The following is a 16,921-nucleotide window of genomic DNA, read 5'->3' on the forward strand; positions in this document are numbered from 1 at the left end:
TTCGTGACCGCATCACTCCGCAAGGCAACAGCTACCGCCCGGGCCACCAAGTCCGGGCGCGCCGCCGTCATCGATATCGGTTCGAACTCGTTGCGCTTGGTCGTCTTCGACAGGCGTTCGCGCTGTCCGGTGCCGGTGTTTAATGAGAAAGCGCAGCCCGGATTGGGCAAGGGGCTCGAGCGGCACGGCATGCTCAATCCGGATGGCACCGAAGCCGCATTGGTGAACATCCGGCGCTTTGTGAACATGGCCGAAGCGATGGGTGTCGACAGCATCGCCTTGCTGGCAACAGCCGCTGTCCGTGATGCGAAGGACGGCAAATCTTTCGCCGCGACCATCGAAAAGCAAACCGGTCGCAAAGTGCAGATCGTCACGGGTGAGGATGAAGCCAAGCTTTCTGCGATGGGGGTCCTGGCAGGCATTCCGGAGGCGGATGGCCTGATGGGCGATTTGGGGGGCGGTAGTCTGGAACTGGTCCGGCTGGTTGCCGGCCAGATCAAGGAACATGTCACATTGCCGCTGGGTCCGCTGCGTCTGGTCGAAGCGACGAACGGAAGTATCGACGAGGCGCAGCGCGTCATCGACCGGCACCTGGAAAAGCTCCCGTGGCTCACAGAAGTCAAGGGCAAGATGCTCTATCCCGTCGGTGGCACCTGGCGGTCGCTGGCGCGCATTCACATGGAGCAGACGCACTATCCGCTCCACGTCATTCATGAGTATCGCATGTCGCGCAGGCAGAGCGAGGAATTGGCAAATGTCCTGGCGCACCTCGGCAAAAAGTCATTGGCCAACATCGCCGGGATGTCGCGCCGGCGTCTTGAAACTTTGCCTTACGGCGCGCTGGTTCTTGAACGGCTCCTTAAAGCGGTGAAGCCGGAATGCGTGCTGTATTCAGCTTACGGACTGCGTGAAGGCTACCTCTTCAGCACATTGGATGCTCAGGCGCAGTCGAGTGATCCGCTGCTGGTCGGCTGTGCGGAGATCGGCGGCGCCGATGGCCGTTTTGGTTCGGTGAGCGATCTGGTCGACGATTGGCTGGCGCCCCTTTTCCGTTCAGAGGGGAAGGCGCGGGCGCGCCTGCGCGAGGCCGCTTGCCTGTTGTCGGACATCGCTTGGCGCGAGCATCCGGATTACCGGGCGGAGCATGCCTTCCTTCGGGTGCTGCGATTGCCCGTAGCGGGTATCACCCATCCGGAGCGGATCGTCCTGGCGCTGATCATCGCCACTCGCTACGGCGGCAACCAGGAGGCCTCCTATGCCCAGCAATTGACGGGCCTGCTGGAAGAGGAAGACAGGTCGTTCGCTGCACGCGCTGGTGCCGCCCTGCGCCTTGCCTATGCGCTGAGTGCCGGGACGGAGCAAATGCTGAAATTGACGTCGATTGAAAAGCGCAACGAGCGCCTGGAACTGCACCTGCCCAAAGATGGTGGCGCGCTGTTCGGCGAGGCGGTGCAGCGGAGACTGGATGCCGTCGGCAGGGCCTTCGGCCTGCCGGTCGCTATCGTCTAATCCTGACGGCCAGAATCATGCCCGGGGCGAGCCCGGGCATGATCCATTTCAGTCTTTACGCAATCGGGTCGACCAGCGGTCGGCCGGCGAAAAAGGCGTCGAGATTGTCGAGCGCCTTGAAGCCCATCGCGTTGCGCGTCTCGATTGTGGCGCTGCCGAGATGGGGCAGAAGGAACACGTTCGAGAGTTCGCGATAGGCCGGGTTGAGATTGGGTTCGTTCTCGAACACATCGAGGCCGGCGGCGAAAAGCTTGCCGGACTTCAGCGCCGCAATCAGGGCCGCATCATCGACCAGGCCGCCGCGCGCCGTATTGACGACGATGGCACCATCCGGCATGCGGGCGATGCGATCGGCATTCAGCCAATGCTGCGTTTCCGGGCCGCCCGGTGCATTGATCGACAGGAAGTCGCAATGCGACAGCATGTCTTCGGCCGACTTGTGGTAGATGGCACCCTGTTCAAGGTCCGGCGACAGCCGCGAACGATTGTAATAGTGGATGGTCATGTCGAAGGCGCGAGCACGCTTGGCGACAGCTTGGCCGATGCGGCCCATGCCGAAGATGCCCAGGCGCTTGCCGGTGGCGTGAACGCCCAGCATGTAGACCGTCGACCAGGATTTCCAGGTGGCGTCGCGAACCGCACGCTCGCCCTCATAGGCACGGCGGGCGGCACCGAGCATAAGCAGCAGCGCGATGTCGGCCGTCGCATCGGTCAGCACATCCGGCGTGTTGGAGGCGCGGATGCCACGGGCCTTCAGGGCGGGGACGTTGATATGCTCGAAGCCCACCGAGAAGGTCGCGATCATCTTGATCGAGGCCGGCAGGCGTTCGACCAGTTCCGGGGTGATCTTGTCGACCGGGGTAACCAGAAGCGCGTCCTTGCCCTGGGCCTTGCTGACCAATTCATCCGGCGTCATGACATGGTCGTCGATGTTGAATTCGGCGTCGTAATGGGTCTCGACCCGCTTGGTGACGGCATCGGGCAAGCGACGGGTGATCAGCAGTTTGGGCCGGGCGGTCATTCATTTTCCCCTGGAAGCGCGGCTCGGAGCCGGGCACTTTGCCCGGAGCCGGCCGACGGATTGAGCCGTCTATCATGCAAAGTGGGCACATGCCATACTTGCCAGGAACGGCTCCTATTGCCCCGTAGACGACAAGAAAGGGCGCTCTGTTTGTCGATTTCCCGCAAATTCCTGGTCGGGCTGTGCAGTTTTTGCGCCGCCGGCTCGCTCGCCTTGCCCGTCCGGGCCGACCTTCTGCCCCACCGGGTGGTCTATGAGCTTGACTTGGGAAAGGGCGGTACGCTCACCGGCGGCAACGGCCTGATGACCTTCGAGATCAAGGATGTCTGCGACGGCTGGGCCATGGATCTGAAGGCTGAAATCGCCCTGGCCGGAGAGGACGGCGAGATTCACCGGCTGGGCTGGAGCCAGGTGAGTTGGGAGTCAAAGGACGGCAAGCGCTATCGCTATTTCACGCGTGAACTTTCCGACGGGCAGGAAACGTCGCGCAGACGAGGCGAAGCTCGGCGCGATTCGGCGGATGGAGAAGCCAAAGTGATTGCCGATCTGCCGCAGCAGGCCGAGTTCACCTTGCCGGCAGGAACCTTGTTTCCGGTTCAGCACACAGTGGCGATGATCAAGGCGGATACCGATGGTGCCCCCTATTTGCTGGCCAATCTTTTCGACGGGTCGATCGACAATCAAGCTGTAGAAGTCGGGGCAGCGCTTGGGCCCGGCGATGCCAAATGGAAGCCGGACGGCAAGGAGTTCGGCGGCCTTAAGGGCGTGCGGTCCTTTCCTGCAGCCTTGGCGTTTTACATGAGCGGATCTCCGGAAGGCGTACCCGACACCGAGCAAAGCATGCGCCTCTATGCCAACGGTGTTGTGGGCAGTCTGGTTTTTGCACTGGGCGATCTGAAGGTTCACGCCGTCATGGACGAATTGACACCATTGGCCGGCGAGGGGTGCTGAGCGCCTATTTGAGGGTCTTGAGGCTGCGGCCCTTCACGATGGCATCCTTGCCGAGTTTGGCGCGAACACTGTCCATCGCCTGCTCGACGCGCCGCCGCCGATCGGCATCAGGATCGGCAAGATCGACCGGGTCCGCGTCCTCGGCCCCCTGCAGAGCATCGACGCCGATGCCGATGAGGCGGTACCAGTCGCCGGCTGCTTCCTTTTTCAGCAGCGCGAGACCTGCCCTGTAGAGCGTTTCGGCCAGTTGAGTGGGGGCCGGGAGACGTACTTGCCGTGTGACCAGACGAAAGCCCGCCGTCTTCAGTTTCAAATGAGCGACCTGACCGGCGAGATCGGCCGCCTTCAATCGATAAGCGACTTTCTCGCAAAGTGGCCACAACTCCGCCGACAAAGTATCGAGATCGGCAATGTCGACATCGAAAGTCGTTTCTGCAGAAATACTTTTGGCAGCGGTGTCGGGTTCCACCCGGCGGTTGTCCTGGCCGCGTGCCAAACGCCAGATATGCGTGCCCATCTGGCCATAACGTGCGGCAAGTACCTCGACTTCCATCCGCTGGATCTGGCCCATTTTGACGATGCCATCTTTGGCCAGATGTTCGCGCATGACCTTGCCCACGCCCCAGATCATGCCGACGGGGCGTTCTGCCAGGAAGGTCAGTGTTTCCGCTACGCCAATGGCGGAAAAACCGCGCGGCTTATCTAGATCGGAGGCCAGTTTGGCGAGGAACTTGTTGTGGCTGAGGCCGATCGACACAGTGACGCCAATCTCACGCTCGACCCGCAGGGCAAGCCGGTTCAACGATTGCGCCGGGCTCATTTTATGCAGCGCCGACGTGCCGGTGAGATCGAGAAAGGCCTCGTCAATGGAGAGGGGTTCGACCTGTGGCGTGAGGTCGAGCATCATGGTGCGGATCTGGTGGCCGACCTTGCGGTATTTCGCCATGTCCGGCGGCAGAACCACCGCTTCAGGGCAGAGTTTGCGGGCGGTGAACATCGGCATGGCGGAGCGGACCCCGCTCAACCGGGCGATATAGCAGCAGGTCGAAACGACACCACGATGTCCGCCGCCAATGATAAGTGGCTTGTCGCGAAGTTCCGGGCGGTCCCGTTTTTCCACTGCCGCGTAGAAGGCATCGCAATCGACATGGCCGATGCTGAGTGAGGTCAGTTCGGGGTGGGAAAAAATCCGGGGCGACCGACAGACCGGGCAGCGAAACGGGTGTGTGGGCCGGTCGGAATCGTTGCTGGACAACGCCGCTCCAGGCGGATCAGGCAGGAATGCTTCACATTCGCGACAAATGCTGGGCATTGTCAGGGACCCTGTCAGGTGATCGAAACTTACCAAAGTTCGGATTCACCTTGGAATTTTCGTCGAACATTTACTAATATGGCATTGAAAAACCGGCGGGAATAGGGTCGAGTGACCCCTATGCCGCACAGGTTGAGTCGGATAGCGGGGTGCCGGTAGCGGGGCCGGTGGGAGGATTTATGGCAGAACAGCTTTCGTCCGAAGAAAAGCGCAAAAAAGCGGCGTCGAAGACAATTCTGATCGTCGAAGACAACGAACTCAATATGAAGCTTTTCCACGACCTCATCCAGGCGCAGGGCTATAACATCCTGCAGACCAAGGATGGCATGGACGCCCTGAAGCTCGCCCGCCAGCACAAGCCGGATTTGATCCTGATGGATATCCAGCTGCCGGAAGTGTCCGGCCTGGAAGTCACCAAGTGGATCAAGGAAGATGACAATCTTCGTGCGATCCCTATCATCGCCGTGACCGCCTTCGCCATGAAGGGCGATGAGGAGAAGATCCGAGAGGGCGGCTGCGAGGCCTATATTGCCAAGCCGATCTCCGTCGTCCAGTTTCTGGAAACCGTCGACCGCTTCCTGCAATAGCACCGAGCAGGCCCGCTAGATGTCTGCTCGCATTCTGGTCGTTGATGACATACCGGCGAACGTGCGCCTGCTTGAAGCCAAGCTTGCCGCCGAATATTTCGAAGTCGTCAGTGCCTCCAGCGGCAAGGAAGCACTGGAACTCATCGACAAGCAGATTCCCGACATCGTGCTCCTCGACGTGATGATGCCGGAGATGGACGGGTTCGAAGTCTGCGCGCGCATCCGCGCCAACCCGAAAACGCATTTCCTGCCCGTCGTGATGGTCACTGCATTGAGCGACCCCAGCGACCGCGTGCGCGGGCTGGAAGCCGGCGCCGACGACTTCCTCACCAAGCCGGTCAACGATCTGGCTCTCTTCGCGCGGGTCCGCTCGCTGGTCCGGCTGAAGATGATCATGGACGAATGGCGGATGCGCGAGCAGACGTCGGGACAATTCGATCTGCTCGGTTCGAATGAGCCGGAGGTCAATGACGACCGCAATGCCGCCGTGCTGCTGGTCGAGAGCTTCGCGCCGGCGGCGCAGCGCGTTGTCCAGGTGCTAGCCAAGGACAATGATTCGGTCGAAGTCAGCGACAATGTCGCAAAGGCACAGGAGCTCGCCGCCAACAAGCGCTTCGACCTCATCATCACCAATATCCAAGTGGGTGGCGAGGACGGATTGCGCCTTTGTTCGCATCTGAGGTCGCAGGAAGAAACGCGGCAAGTGCCGATCCTCCTCATCGTCGAGGAGTTCGACATGCCGCGCCTGATCAAGGGCCTTGATATCGGCGCCAGCGACTACCTGATGAAGCCGATCGATCCCAACGAGCTGCTGGCGCGCGTCCGCATTCAGGTGCGGCGTCGGCGCTATCAGGATCGGCTGCGGGCCAATTACGAGCGCAGCTTGTCGCTGGCCCTGACCGACAGTCTGACTGGGCTCTATAACCGCCGCTATGCCATGCGGCATCTCGACGGACTGATGGACCGGGTGAAGGAAAGCGGCAAGGCTCTGAGCGTCCTGGTCTGCGATCTCGATCGTTTCAAGAACGTCAACGACACCTATGGCCATGCCGCCGGCGACGAGGTGCTGAAGCAATTCGCGCAGCGGGCGACCGCGGCGATGCGCAATTTCGATATGGTGGCGCGGACCGGCGGCGAGGAATTCGTCTGCCTGTTGCCTGATACCGACGGACCGGCGGCGTTGAAAGTGGCGGAACGCCTCTGTAAGCGCGTGGCCGAGACGCCGATGAAGGTAGATGGGGCACCCAACAGCGAATTGTCGGTCACGGTCTCTATCGGGCTTGCTGCCACAACCAAGGTGATACCGGGCGAAGAACTGTTGAAGTTCGCCGACGCTGCGCTCTACCGGGCCAAGCAAAGCGGTCGCAACCAGGTGGCCGCAGACCCCTCGGCCCTGCTCTAACTCCTTTAGGCGGCTTCCGCCCCGTAATAGAGCGTCACGACGTGGCGCGCCTCGGCAAAGAACAGCCAGCGCTCGGTGACAGTCCCGATCGCGTTCGCCGCCAAGGCCAACAGCAGCAGCGGTACTGCTGCCGAGGGCAGCGACAGCGCCATGAGCAAGGCGAGAAATGGGCCGCCGAAGCCGGCGAGCCAGGCGATCCGCCGCAGCTTCAGCGCATGCTTGCGGGCGACCTTGTAGCCCATTTCCTGCAGCAGGTAGTTTTCTTCCGTGTGCGGGGCGGTAAAGAGGCGCACGCGGCCGAACCGGCCGAGGCCTGTAGCCGAGCCGGCCGTGGCGGCGCCGAGCTCGGTATCCACGAAGCGCCAGTAGCCGATCTTGAGGGTGGCTGCAGCGGCCAAAGCGAGCAGGGCGACGAAATCGACCGTGATGCTCGTCGCGTCGAAAAGGCAGTTGAGGAAAGCGAGCCACAGGGCACCGCTCGCCAAGCCCATCGAAAGATAGCCGGGGAGGGTCCAGCCATTGTTCCAGCGCCGGATCGTCTTGAGGCTCGCATAGATCATGGCGGTAGCGGTGACGGTTGCGAGCGTCAACAGCGCGAGGAAAAGCGCCGGCAGCCACCAGATCTCTTGAAAGATGACCCAGCCGAGGGCAGTGAGGCCGGCCGGGACATAGGTAGCGACGGCGAGAACGCCTTCGCGCGAAAGCCAGGACGAGCGCCATTGCGAGAAGGCACGCCAGGCTCGCTCCGGTCGGCCCAGATGATAGGTCGAAGAGAGCAGCCCGGCGGTGACCGCGATGAGGCCGACAAGGAAGCCGGTCAGGCCGAACCAGCGGTCGGCCGGCAGGATTCCCAGGGCACCGAGCAGGCCGAGCAGACCCAAAAGGCCATAGCCGGCGCCTGATGCGCAGGTAAAGAAGATCACGGAATAGGCGGGATGCATGCTGGGCCTTTAGCGGGTGAGCAGCCGGTCGACCCAGCGCAGGAAGGGATGTGCTGCCAGTTCGACATGCCCAGGCGATGGTGGTGCCGGCTGCTCGGCGCAAGACGTCGTCACCTGACGCGGCCGGGGCGGCAGATATTTGTTGGTCGGGCGGTAGCCCATTTCCGGCATCAAATCATAGCCGTCGCGTTCCGCGACCAGCTGGGAGACGCTCGATTGCGGATCGCCGAGATCGCCGAAATGGCGCGCGCCCACCGGGCAGGTAGAGACACAGGCCGGCACCCGCTCAATAGCATCCAATGTCTCGTTGTAAATGCGGTCGACGCAAAGCGTACATTTCTTCATGACGCCGACATCGGCATCGAACTCGCGCGCGCCATAGGGACAAGCCCAGGAACAGAGCTTGCAGCCGATGCACATATCCTCATTCACGAGGACAATGCCGTCGGCCGAGCGTTTATAGGAAGCGCCGGTTGGGCAGACAGTGACGCAATCCGGCTTTTCGCAATGAAGACAGGATTTCGGAAAGTGTACCGTACGGCCGCTGGCGCCTTCGCCGGCTTCGAAGGTGTGGATGCGGTTGAACCAGACACCGCTCGGTTTCTCACCAAAGGCGTCGAAATCGGTCAGCGGCGCCATATGGCCGCCAGCATTCCATTCCTTGCAGTTGACGGCGCAAGCATGGCAGCCGACGCAGATGTCGAGATCGATGACGAGGCCGAGGCGCCGCGACGACGGATTGGCGGGAAGGGAGGTCATTCGGCGCCCTTCTTGAATTCAGCGCCGTAGCGGACGGTCCGCGCCGGTTCGGACCCGCGCGGCGGCTGTGGCGCGAAGCTCGGCTCGGTCGCCCCTTCTTCACCGGCGGCGCATTTCCGAAGGCGGATCTTCAGGTCGAACCAAGCCGCCTGCCCGGTGACGGGGTCGGAATTGGTGTACCGGTAACCATCTTCGCGCGGCGGCAGCAATTCGCTGATGACGTGGTTGAGGAGGAACCCGGACTTTGCCTCCGGTGCCTGCGGCACCAGGTTCCAGGCACCCTTGCGCTTGCCGATCGCGTTCCAGGTCCAGACCGTGCCGGGATGGACGCCATCCATCAGCTTGACTTCGGCTTTGACGCGGCCATGCGCACTTTCGATCCAAACCCAGTCACCGTCGGCGAGGTCGAAGGTGGCGGCCGTCTCGCGATGGACGAAGAGCGGGTTGCGTGCCTGCAATTGCCGCAGCCACACATTGTGCGTGCCCCAGGAATGATACATGTGCATCGGGCGCTGGGTGAGCGCATGGAGCGGAAAGCCATCCGCCGTCTCCGCCTCGCCGAGCGGTGCGTACCAGACAGGCAGCGGGTCTGAATAGGCGAGGAGACGTGCGCGATCCGCGTCATTGGTCGGCTGTTTAGGCCCGAAACCTTCGGCGGCCAGTTGGAAGCGCCGCAGGGGTTCGGAATAGAGCTGCAGAATCATCGGGTCCGGACTGTCGATCAGACCGCGCGCTGTCGCCCATTTCAGGTAATCGAGATTGCCGAAGCGGTTGAAGCGCGCCTCCTGCGGAATCACCATTTTATGGAAGCAGCCGTTGGCGATGTAGCGCTCGATCTGATTGGGGTTCGGCTTGCCGCGGCCTTCCTCGGTTCCATCGCCTCGGAAGCCGCTCAACATGCCGATGCCGGGCTTGCGCTCGTGCTTCAGGATATAATCCTTGAGGCCGTCCGGATAGAGCGCGCGGCCATCTTCCGTCACGAGGCCCGGCAACTTGAGCCGTGCGCCCAAATCGAGCAGAACGTCCTGGAACGGTCGGACATCGCGGTCCGGCTTGATAACAGGCTGGCGGATAGCATCGCCGGCCGCGTCGGCATGACTGATCGGCCGATCGAGCAGCGAAATGCAATCCCAGCGCTCCAAGTAGGTCGTGTCGGGAAGAACCAGATCGGCGAAGGCAACGGTCTCGGAATAATAGGCGTCGCTGTAGATGACGTAAGGGATGCGATATTCGCCGGTCGTGGGGTCTTTGTCCTTCAGCATGTCCATGGTCCCCGCCGTGTTCATGGACGAGTTCCAGGCCATGTTGGCCATGTAGAGGAAAAGCGTGTCGATCGGGTAGGGATCGCCCTTCCACGCATTGTGGATGACCATGTGCATGAGGCCGTGGAGGGCAAGCGGCGCTTCCCACGAATAGGCCTTGTCGATACGCAGTGGTCGACCGTTTCCATCGACCAGCAGATCCTTCGGCCCCTGCGGGAAACCGAGCGGCATACCGGCAAGTGGCTGATTTGGACCGACCATCGGCGACGGCGTCGGCCCCGAGCCGGGCACGCGCGGGAAAGGCGGCTTGTAACGCCAGCCACCGGGGCAATCGACGCTGCCAAGCAGCATCTGCAGCACGTGAATGGCGCGGCAAGTCTGGAAACCGTTGGAATGGGCGGAGACACCGCGCATCGCATGCATCGAGACCGGGCGACCGATGAAGCTCTCGTGGCGACGGCCGGCCCAATCTGTCCAAGGTGTCTTGATCTCAATAGTCTGTTCGAAGGCGACATCCGCTAGCTCGGCAGCGATGCGCTCGATTGTTGCTGCCGGCAAGCCGATCTGCGGCCCGACCTTGTCGGGCGCATATGCCTTGTCGAGATAGCGATTGACCATCAGGTCCAAGACCGTCCGCGCCGGCCTGCCATCGGGGAGGATGACGGGGCCGACGAGATGCGGTGCAATCCCGGCCTGCAGCGCGTCGACGAACTGTCCCGTCGAGCGGTCGAGGCAAAGTGGATCGCCTTCCTGATTGCGATAGACCAAGCCGTGTTCTTCGGTATCAGGTGCCTGGATGATCAACCAAGGCGCATTTGTGTAGCGCACCAGGAATTCGAGGTCGATGCGATTCGTGCGCAGCAATTCGTGAATGAGCGACAGAACGAAGAGCCCGTCGGTGCCGGGCTTGATGCCGATCCATTCGTCAGCAATGGCCGAATAGCCGGTCCGGATCGGATTGACAGAGACGAACTTCGCACGATTGTCGGCCGGTCGACCCTTCAGTTGGCCGAGGCCGATCTTGATCGGATTGCTGTCATGATCCTCGGCGACACCGAACATCAGGAAATATTTGGTGTGCTCCCAATCCGGCTCGCCGAATTCCCAAAAGGCGCCGCCCAGGGAATAGAGACCGGCTGCCGCCATGTTGACGGAGCAGAAACCACCATGAGCGGCAAAATTCGGGGTGCCGAACTTTGAAGCCCACCAACCGGTCAAGGCCTGGCTTTGGTCCCGCCCAGTGAAGAAGGCAAGGCGCTTCGGGTCCGTGGCGCGAATTTTCGCCAAGCGTTCGGTGGCAAGGGCGAGCGCTTCGTCCCATTCGATTTCGACAAATTCGCCGGCCCCGCGCTCGCCGACGCGCTTCAGCGGCTTGGTGAGCCGTGCCGGCGAATATTGCGTCATGATCCCGGCCGAACCCTTGGCGCACAGGACACCCTTGTTCACCGGGTGATCCCGATTGCCTTCGATGTACCGAATACGGCCGTCTTTCAAATGCACCTTGATGCCGCAACGGCAGGCGCACATGTAGCAGGTCGTCGTCTTGACCTCGTCGTCGGCCGGAACCGAGTAAGCAATTATCTGCTCACCTGGCTGATCGGCGGGTGCGGCGATCTTCTCGGCAAGAAAGCGCGGCTTGCTCATGAGATTTGGGGAAATCCGGCTTGCTGCGTCGGCATCAATACTCGCTGAACACTTCCTTGAAGATCTTCCATATCTCGTCGATATCCGCCTTGGTGGCGACGAGTGCCGGGGCGCAAATCCCTGCATCACCGGTGAATTTGATGTGAAGCCCCTTGGCGAACAGCCGCTTGGTGGCGTCAAAACCGCGCAAGCCCGGACGTGCGGCTGGCGCCAGATCGATCCCGCACAGCATACCATAACCACGAATGTCGGTAACTGCCTTGACGCTCTGCAACGAATACATGCGGTCGAGGAAGTAAGGCGACATTTCGGCCGCCCGCTCGAAAAGGCCTTCCTTTTCGTAGACGTCGAGTGCGGCGATGCCAGCAGCACAGGCAGCCGGGTGGGCCGAATAGGTATATCCGTGGAAGAATTCGACAGCGCCGTCGAGCGCTGAACTCGTCACCGTGTGGTAGATCTTTTCACTGACGGCAACAGCGCCCATCGGCAGTGCGCCGTTCGTCAGCGCCTTGGCCATGGTGATGATATCCGGGGTTACGCCAAAGCTCTGTGCGGCGAATGCCTTGCCCGTGCGACCGAAGCCGCAAATGACTTCATCGAACACCAGCAGGATGCCGTTCTTGTCGCAGATTTCGCGCAGGCGCTCGAGATAGCCTTTCGGCGGAATGAGAACACCGGTCGAGCCGGCAATCGGTTCGACGAAGCAGGCCGCGATCGATTTCGGACCGTAGAGATCGACAAAGCGCTGCAGGTCGTTGGCGAGATCGGCCCCGTCTTCAGGTTGACCGCGTGTGAAGCGGGCGTCGGGGCTCCAGGTGTGGCGGAGGTGTGCGACACCCGGCATGACAGCGCCGAAGGCTTCGCGATTGCGCACCATGCCAGAAAGGGAGACGCCGCCGATGTTGACGCCGTGATAGGCACGCTCGCGGCTGACAAAGCGGGTGCGCTGCCCTTCGCCCTTGGCCACGTGATAGGCAAGGGCGATTTTGATTGCCGTTTCGACGGCCTCGGAGCCCGAATTGCAGAAAAACACATAGTCGAGGTCCGACGGTGTGATCTTGGCGACCTTGCGGGCGAGCTCAAAAGATGAGGGGTGCCCGACCTGGAAATGGGGGGTGTAGTCGATTTCCTTCATCGAGGCGTGAACGGCCTCGGTGATCTCGGTCCGGCCGTGGCCGGCGGCGCAACAGAAAAGGCCGGACGAAGCGTCGATCAGCTTTTCGCCCTTGTGGTTCCAATAGTGCATGCCCTGCGCCTTGACCATCAGGCGGGGCTCCGCCTTGAAGTCGCGGTTGGAGGTGAAGGGCATCCAGTGGTTTTCGAGGGTGTTCGCCGTGTATTGCATCGTCAGATCTCCCGAATCGCCGCAGCCATTTCACAGGCCCATTTGCGACAATCCTAGGTCCCGGCGCCAGCAAAAGCCAAGGGGGCAGGTAGGGCGAATTCCGGGGGCCAGGGGCCCTTATGCTGTCCCTTCGCGGCGGCGGAGAATTTCGCTGACTAACTGGTAGTCAGCGGGCTTGTCGACGTCGATCGGGGCTTCGGCGAATGGGAGAAGCACTGGCCTGATGCGAGCGCCAGTCAATCGAGAGACATAGTCGAAGGCGGCATCCAGGCTGAGTTGGCCCAGGACCATGCGGACGAGGGCAATCGGGCCGATTTCCCAGACCAAGCGCAGCGGCCGCTTACGATGGCGCTCCATCCGCTGCCAAAAGGCTGCCACCTTTCGGGCGCCGTCGCCGGTGGCCAAGAAGAGATTGCAACCGCTGACGCGTTGTTTCTGGAAGCGGTAGAAGGTCCTGATGGCGTCAGGATAAACGGCTGTAACGGTTCGCGCGTCGGCAAGTCCCACGCAAAGTTCCGCATCAGCCGGCGCCTTGGCGAGGATATGGGCAACCATCTCGGGCGTGAGGAGGGGATGGTCGGCTGTGGTAGTGAGGAGCGGTCTTTCGAGCCCGATCTCCATCAGGGCCTTGGCCAAGCTGGCGGCCGGGCTTTCAGCGGGCGATATGACCTTCAGCATGCCGGATGCATGAGCCGCGGCCAGTTCCGGAATCCCCTCCAGCAGCGAGCTATCGTCAATGCAGACGTGAACATCGCCAACGCCAGCACTGTTGCGCAAGGTGCGGTATAGGCGCAGCAGCATCGGTATGCCGTTGATCGGCGCCAGGGCCTTGTGACTGACGCCAGTGAGGGAAGCGACGCTGTCGCCCTCGCGCCGGTTGCCGGCCAGGATCAGTGCATTGAAAGCCGAAGCGGACATATGCCGATCAGGCCAGGGACTTTTCGTAGATGCGATAGGTCTTGTAGACCTTGCCGCCCACCCCCTCGATCACGCGCCGCATCGGCTGATTGTCTTCGAGAATCCAAGACATCTCGACCCGCTCCAGACCCCGCTTCAAGAAGGGGGCCTTGAGGCGGTCGAACATCAGGGGCAGAAGGGTTGCGCCGAGAACCGAACCATGATGTTCGCGACGAATGCCCATCAAGGGAATGCGGCTGGTCTTGAGCTTGTTCATCTTCAGGCGCCAGATCAGCTTGAAGACATTGAAGGGCAACAGCGACCCGTCGAAGTCGCGAATGGCCTCCATCAAATTGGGGAGGCAAACGAGCATGCCGGCAGGTTTTCCCTTCACTTCGGCAATAACGACCAAATCGGGGTCGATGAGCGGTTTCATCGATTTGGCCGCGGCGGCGATCTCGTCGGCCGTGAAGGGGATCATGCCCCAATTGTCCGCCCAGGCATCATTGAAGATGTCGAGGATGAAGCCGAGATCGCGGGTGTAGTTCTTCATGTCGAGGCCGCGCATGCGGATCGTTCCATCCGCCTGCAGCTTGTCCAGCATACGCGACGATCCGACCGGCTTGTAGTTTGTCTTGTCGAGATCGTAGGCGATGACGTCCTTTAGCTTGACCAATCCGGCAGCCTCGATATGGCCACCGGCATAGGGCGCATGATAGGGCATCATCAGCATCGGCAGGCTGTCGAAGCCATCGACCAGCAGGCCGGTTTCTTCGTTGCTGGAGAAGCTGAACGGGCCGACCATCCGCGCGGCGCCATTCGCCTTTAGCCACTGGGCTGCGGCATCGATCAGTGCCTTGTAGATTGCCGGGTCGTCCTCGGCATCGATCCAGCCGAATTGCCCGGTACCAGGGCGCAGCTTCTGTTCCAGCTGGCAGATCTGTGCCGAAATGCGACCGACGACCTTGCCGTCACGCTTGGCCACAAACAACTGGGCCTTCGCATGCGTGAAATAGGGATTCTTGCTGGTGGAAAGAACTTCGTCGCGCTCCATGTCGAGGGGCGGAACATAGCCCTTTTGGCCACGATAGAGGCGCTTGGGCAGCGCAATGAAAGCCTTCACGCCGGCCTTGTCGTTGACCGGGAGAACTTCAATCTGGGCCATCTGGCGTGCCTCTAAAATGGAATTGTCAGGCGGCCGGATTGCTGTCCGAAGCGCTGTCGTTCATGCGGAAGCGGCGCGGGTTCCCGTCGCCACGTGTGTTATTGGAAAGCTTCGCCACCCAGGGATAGCGCTCCGCCATCTCGGCCGTGTAGCCGATATTGAACACGGTGGGGCTCTTGGGGACCATCGAGGCCTTGGTGTAATAGGTGCCGCCCAAGCGGTCCCAAAGGAAGTTCGTGATCCCGTAATTGCCCTGCTCATTGTGGAAGTGATGCCACATATGCAGTTGCTTCAGGCGCTTCATGAAAGCGGTCTTCGGGCTGGTATTGAGATGCTGTACGCAGTGGCAGAATTCGTAGAAGCAGGTGGTCAGAAGGCCCGTGCCGAAAGCCATTGCGGCCGCCGGCAGGCCACCAACGGCATAACCGATCGGCATCGTCACAATGGCGATGGTCGGCAGCGTGGTGTAGAGCGCGCCGAACAAAACGACCAGATTGTGCGGGTCCTGGTGATGATCGAAATGGATTCGCTTCCAGACCTTGGCGGTCAGCGGCGATTTATAGAGAAACTGGCTGTGCAAGACCCAGCGGTGCAGCGCGTACCAGACAGCCGGATAGACGAGGACCGCGAGGGCGAAGGCCGCGACCAGCGGCAGCCAACCCGTGTACCAGCGATAGACGAAGTAGAAGCTGATGGCTGCCAGTCCGACATAGGCGTGAACGGAGGGGTATGTGGCAAAGGCCGCCACAAGATCGCCCAGCGACATGCGGGACAAGTTGTGGGTCCGGTCTTTCCAAAAGCCGAAACGAAGCATGGCGGTCGACTCGCTCGCTAGAATTCTCAAAGGTTCAGGATTTGTCGGTAATCTAGTCGGATCAACGTTTTACAGCAAGCAGGCGATGCCCAATGCGCAACTTCGCCGCGGCTCAGTCAAGGCCCGGTGATGCCGGTCGGTAGGTTGCCAGGATCCAAAGCGTCCTCAGCCCGTGATAGGCGCAAGTGATTGCCTGCCACAGGACAATGAAATAGAAGGCTTCTTCACCCCATCCGACCGCATAACAAACTGTAAATAAAGGAAGATTTATGTTGCGGCGAGAAATGAACGTACGCACAACACCATCCATCGGTGCGTGTGTATGGAGGCCCTTTTTGTATTTGGCCCGATAGATGGACAGGATTAGGCGGTCGAGGATATAGAGGCCCAGCATCCACCAAGCAGCCTGCCACAGTGGATTCTCAATCGTCGCCATTGACCATCCGCCCAATAACCCGATGGCCCACCCGAAATACCAGAACGGCGGATGCACGATATCCAGCCCGTGGTCCAGCACATTGCCGAGTGCGGAATCCGTGAAGGTCAATCGCGCGAGCTTGCCATCGACAGAATCCAGCACGCTCATGCCATAGGCGCAGAGAAAGCCCCACCAGAAATGACCGGCCGCGAACAATGGCACGGCGAGAATAGTCAGAATGATGCTGACGATCGTCACCGTGTTGGGGTGTATCCGGGCGCGTGCCAATGTCGGCACCATCGCCCAGACGAGCGGCGGGTAGACATATTTGGTGAAGAAGTCGGTCGAGCCCTTGTAGTTCGACCAGAAGAGAAACTTCTCCACATCCTTCCGCTCTGCTTCGTTGCTGACCGTGAATAGGTAGTAGGGCAAAGAGCGCCGCAGCTTGGCCACGAAGGATGGGAAGTCATCTTGGCGGACTTCGGGTAGGTGGGCGAGGGCGGCATCCAATGTCGGTGCCGACAAGATGGACGCTGCGTCCGCCGGTTCAATGCGGCCGATGGCACTTCCGTTTTCACGAACGGCGCCGCTTTGCATCCGATCGGCCAGGAAGCGATACAATCTTGCATCGGCAAGGCTTGCTGCGTCCGTGGCAATCAGCGTCTCGCCTTTCGCCAGGGCCTGCTGTAACCGTTGACCACAATCGCCGATGCCGGAAACGATGGTGACGGAGCAGGCGAGCTGGGGATCAGTCTTCCATTGCGGCGGAACCCGATCACCAACGTCGATGATCACCTCGCTGAGGTCGAGCTTCTGGTGCCGAACAGCCTTCAGGTGGCGCTCGATCAGGTCCATGCCGAAGACCCGCTCGGAACTCGAGCGCGCGGCATCGAT

14 protein-coding genes are annotated in these 16,921 nt (G+C 61.0%); 4 read left to right on the forward strand and 10 right to left on the reverse strand.

Going from position 1 to position 16,921, the window contains the following annotated elements:
• The first annotated feature begins 3 nt into the window (after window positions 1-3).
• Window positions 4-1,509 carry a Ppx/GppA family phosphatase gene (locus ACE3PP_RS14625; protein ID WP_374383550.1) on the forward strand — a complete coding sequence of 502 codons (1,506 nt, stop codon included), beginning with the start codon at window positions 4-6 and terminating at the stop codon, window positions 1,507-1,509.
• A 55-nt stretch (window positions 1,510-1,564) separates the two neighbouring features.
• On the opposite strand, the gene ACE3PP_RS14630 is transcribed toward ACE3PP_RS14625, so the two are convergent.
• Window positions 1,565-2,530: a 2-hydroxyacid dehydrogenase gene (locus ACE3PP_RS14630; protein WP_374383552.1), complete on the reverse strand. Its 966-nt coding sequence runs from the start codon at window positions 2,528-2,530 to the stop codon at window positions 1,565-1,567.
• Between the two features lie 150 nt (window positions 2,531-2,680).
• Between ACE3PP_RS14630 and ACE3PP_RS14635 the strand changes: the two genes are divergently transcribed.
• On the forward strand, window positions 2,681-3,481 hold the full coding sequence (locus ACE3PP_RS14635; protein ID WP_374383554.1) for an EipB family protein: 801 nt from the start codon (window positions 2,681-2,683) through the stop codon (window positions 3,479-3,481).
• A gap of 4 nt (window positions 3,482-3,485) precedes the next feature.
• On the opposite strand, the gene ACE3PP_RS14640 is transcribed toward ACE3PP_RS14635, so the two are convergent.
• Window positions 3,486-4,793: a DNA polymerase IV gene (locus ACE3PP_RS14640; protein WP_374383556.1), complete on the reverse strand. Its 1,308-nt coding sequence runs from the start codon at window positions 4,791-4,793 to the stop codon at window positions 3,486-3,488.
• 179 nt (window positions 4,794-4,972) lie between these two features.
• Between ACE3PP_RS14640 and ACE3PP_RS14645 the strand changes: the two genes are divergently transcribed.
• The gene (locus ACE3PP_RS14645; protein ID WP_374383558.1) at window positions 4,973-5,380 is read left to right on the forward strand and encodes a response regulator; all 408 of its coding nucleotides are present in this window, start codon (window positions 4,973-4,975) and stop codon (window positions 5,378-5,380) included.
• 19 nt (window positions 5,381-5,399) lie between these two features.
• Window positions 5,400-6,782: a PleD family two-component system response regulator gene (locus tag ACE3PP_RS14650; RefSeq protein ID WP_374383560.1), complete on the forward strand. Its 1,383-nt coding sequence runs from the start codon at window positions 5,400-5,402 to the stop codon at window positions 6,780-6,782.
• Between the two features lie 5 nt (window positions 6,783-6,787).
• Here the strand turns inward: ACE3PP_RS14650 and ACE3PP_RS14655 are convergent, their stop codons facing one another.
• The 8 genes from ACE3PP_RS14655 to ACE3PP_RS14690 form a co-directional block, all read right to left on the reverse strand.
• The gene (locus ACE3PP_RS14655; RefSeq protein ID WP_374383562.1) at window positions 6,788-7,723 is read right to left on the reverse strand and encodes a dimethyl sulfoxide reductase anchor subunit family protein; all 936 of its coding nucleotides are present in this window, start codon (window positions 7,721-7,723) and stop codon (window positions 6,788-6,790) included.
• Window positions 7,724-7,732: 9 nt separating this feature from the next.
• A complete protein-coding gene (locus tag ACE3PP_RS14660) occupies window positions 7,733-8,482 on the reverse strand; it encodes a 4Fe-4S dicluster domain-containing protein (RefSeq protein WP_374383564.1) in 750 nt (249 codons plus the stop codon).
• On the reverse strand, window positions 8,479-11,388 hold the full coding sequence (locus ACE3PP_RS14665) for a molybdopterin oxidoreductase family protein (RefSeq protein WP_374383566.1): 2,910 nt from the start codon (window positions 11,386-11,388) through the stop codon (window positions 8,479-8,481). The genes ACE3PP_RS14660 and ACE3PP_RS14665 overlap by 4 nt, the downstream gene beginning before the upstream one ends.
• 34 nt (window positions 11,389-11,422) lie before the next feature.
• The gene (locus ACE3PP_RS14670) at window positions 11,423-12,733 is read right to left on the reverse strand and encodes an aminotransferase class III-fold pyridoxal phosphate-dependent enzyme (RefSeq protein WP_374383568.1); all 1,311 of its coding nucleotides are present in this window, start codon (window positions 12,731-12,733) and stop codon (window positions 11,423-11,425) included.
• Between the two features lie 117 nt (window positions 12,734-12,850).
• Entirely contained in the window at window positions 12,851-13,651 is an 801-nt protein-coding gene (locus ACE3PP_RS14675; RefSeq protein ID WP_374383570.1) for a nucleotidyltransferase family protein, read from the reverse strand.
• A gap of 7 nt (window positions 13,652-13,658) precedes the next feature.
• Window positions 13,659-14,795: a dATP pyrophosphohydrolase gene (locus ACE3PP_RS14680; protein ID WP_374383572.1), complete on the reverse strand. Its 1,137-nt coding sequence runs from the start codon at window positions 14,793-14,795 to the stop codon at window positions 13,659-13,661.
• Window positions 14,796-14,820: 25 nt separating this feature from the next.
• Entirely contained in the window at window positions 14,821-15,609 is a 789-nt protein-coding gene (locus ACE3PP_RS14685; RefSeq protein ID WP_374383574.1) for a sterol desaturase family protein, read from the reverse strand.
• A gap of 112 nt (window positions 15,610-15,721) precedes the next feature.
• Window positions 15,722-16,882 carry a CDP-alcohol phosphatidyltransferase family protein gene (locus ACE3PP_RS14690; RefSeq protein ID WP_374383576.1) on the reverse strand — a complete coding sequence of 387 codons (1,161 nt, stop codon included), beginning with the start codon at window positions 16,880-16,882 and terminating at the stop codon, window positions 15,722-15,724.
• Window positions 16,883-16,921: the final 39 nt, after the last annotated feature.

It is taken from the genome of Dongia sp. (assembly GCF_041910485.1).
In the GTDB taxonomy this organism is placed as follows: domain Bacteria; phylum Pseudomonadota; class Alphaproteobacteria; order Dongiales; family Dongiaceae; genus Dongia.

Bases quoted from the DNA above. Each gene is read 5' to 3' on its own strand.
- ACE3PP_RS14630 (WP_374383552.1), bottom strand. From the start codon at position 2,530: ATGACCGCCCGGCCCAAACTGCTGATCACCCGTCGCTTGCCCGATGCC.
- ACE3PP_RS14640 (WP_374383556.1), bottom strand. From the start codon at position 4,793: ATGCCCAGCATTTGTCGCGAATGTGAAGCATTCCTGCCTGATCCGCCT.
- ACE3PP_RS14645 (WP_374383558.1), top strand. From the start codon at position 4,973: ATGGCAGAACAGCTTTCGTCCGAAGAAAAGCGCAAAAAAGCGGCGTCG.
- ACE3PP_RS14650 (WP_374383560.1), top strand. From the start codon at position 5,400: ATGTCTGCTCGCATTCTGGTCGTTGATGACATACCGGCGAACGTGCGC.
- ACE3PP_RS14655 (WP_374383562.1), bottom strand. From the start codon at position 7,723: ATGCATCCCGCCTATTCCGTGATCTTCTTTACCTGCGCATCAGGCGCC.
- ACE3PP_RS14660 (WP_374383564.1), bottom strand. From the start codon at position 8,482: ATGACCTCCCTTCCCGCCAATCCGTCGTCGCGGCGCCTCGGCCTCGTC.
- ACE3PP_RS14665 (WP_374383566.1), bottom strand. From the start codon at position 11,388: ATGAGCAAGCCGCGCTTTCTTGCCGAGAAGATCGCCGCACCCGCCGAT.
- ACE3PP_RS14670 (WP_374383568.1), bottom strand. From the start codon at position 12,733: ATGCAATACACGGCGAACACCCTCGAAAACCACTGGATGCCCTTCACC.
- ACE3PP_RS14675 (WP_374383570.1), bottom strand. From the start codon at position 13,651: ATGTCCGCTTCGGCTTTCAATGCACTGATCCTGGCCGGCAACCGGCGC.
- ACE3PP_RS14680 (WP_374383572.1), bottom strand. From the start codon at position 14,795: ATGGCCCAGATTGAAGTTCTCCCGGTCAACGACAAGGCCGGCGTGAAG.
- ACE3PP_RS14685 (WP_374383574.1), bottom strand. From the start codon at position 15,609: ATGCTTCGTTTCGGCTTTTGGAAAGACCGGACCCACAACTTGTCCCGC.
- ACE3PP_RS14690 (WP_374383576.1), bottom strand. From the start codon at position 16,882: ATGGACCTGATCGAGCGCCACCTGAAGGCTGTTCGGCACCAGAAGCTC.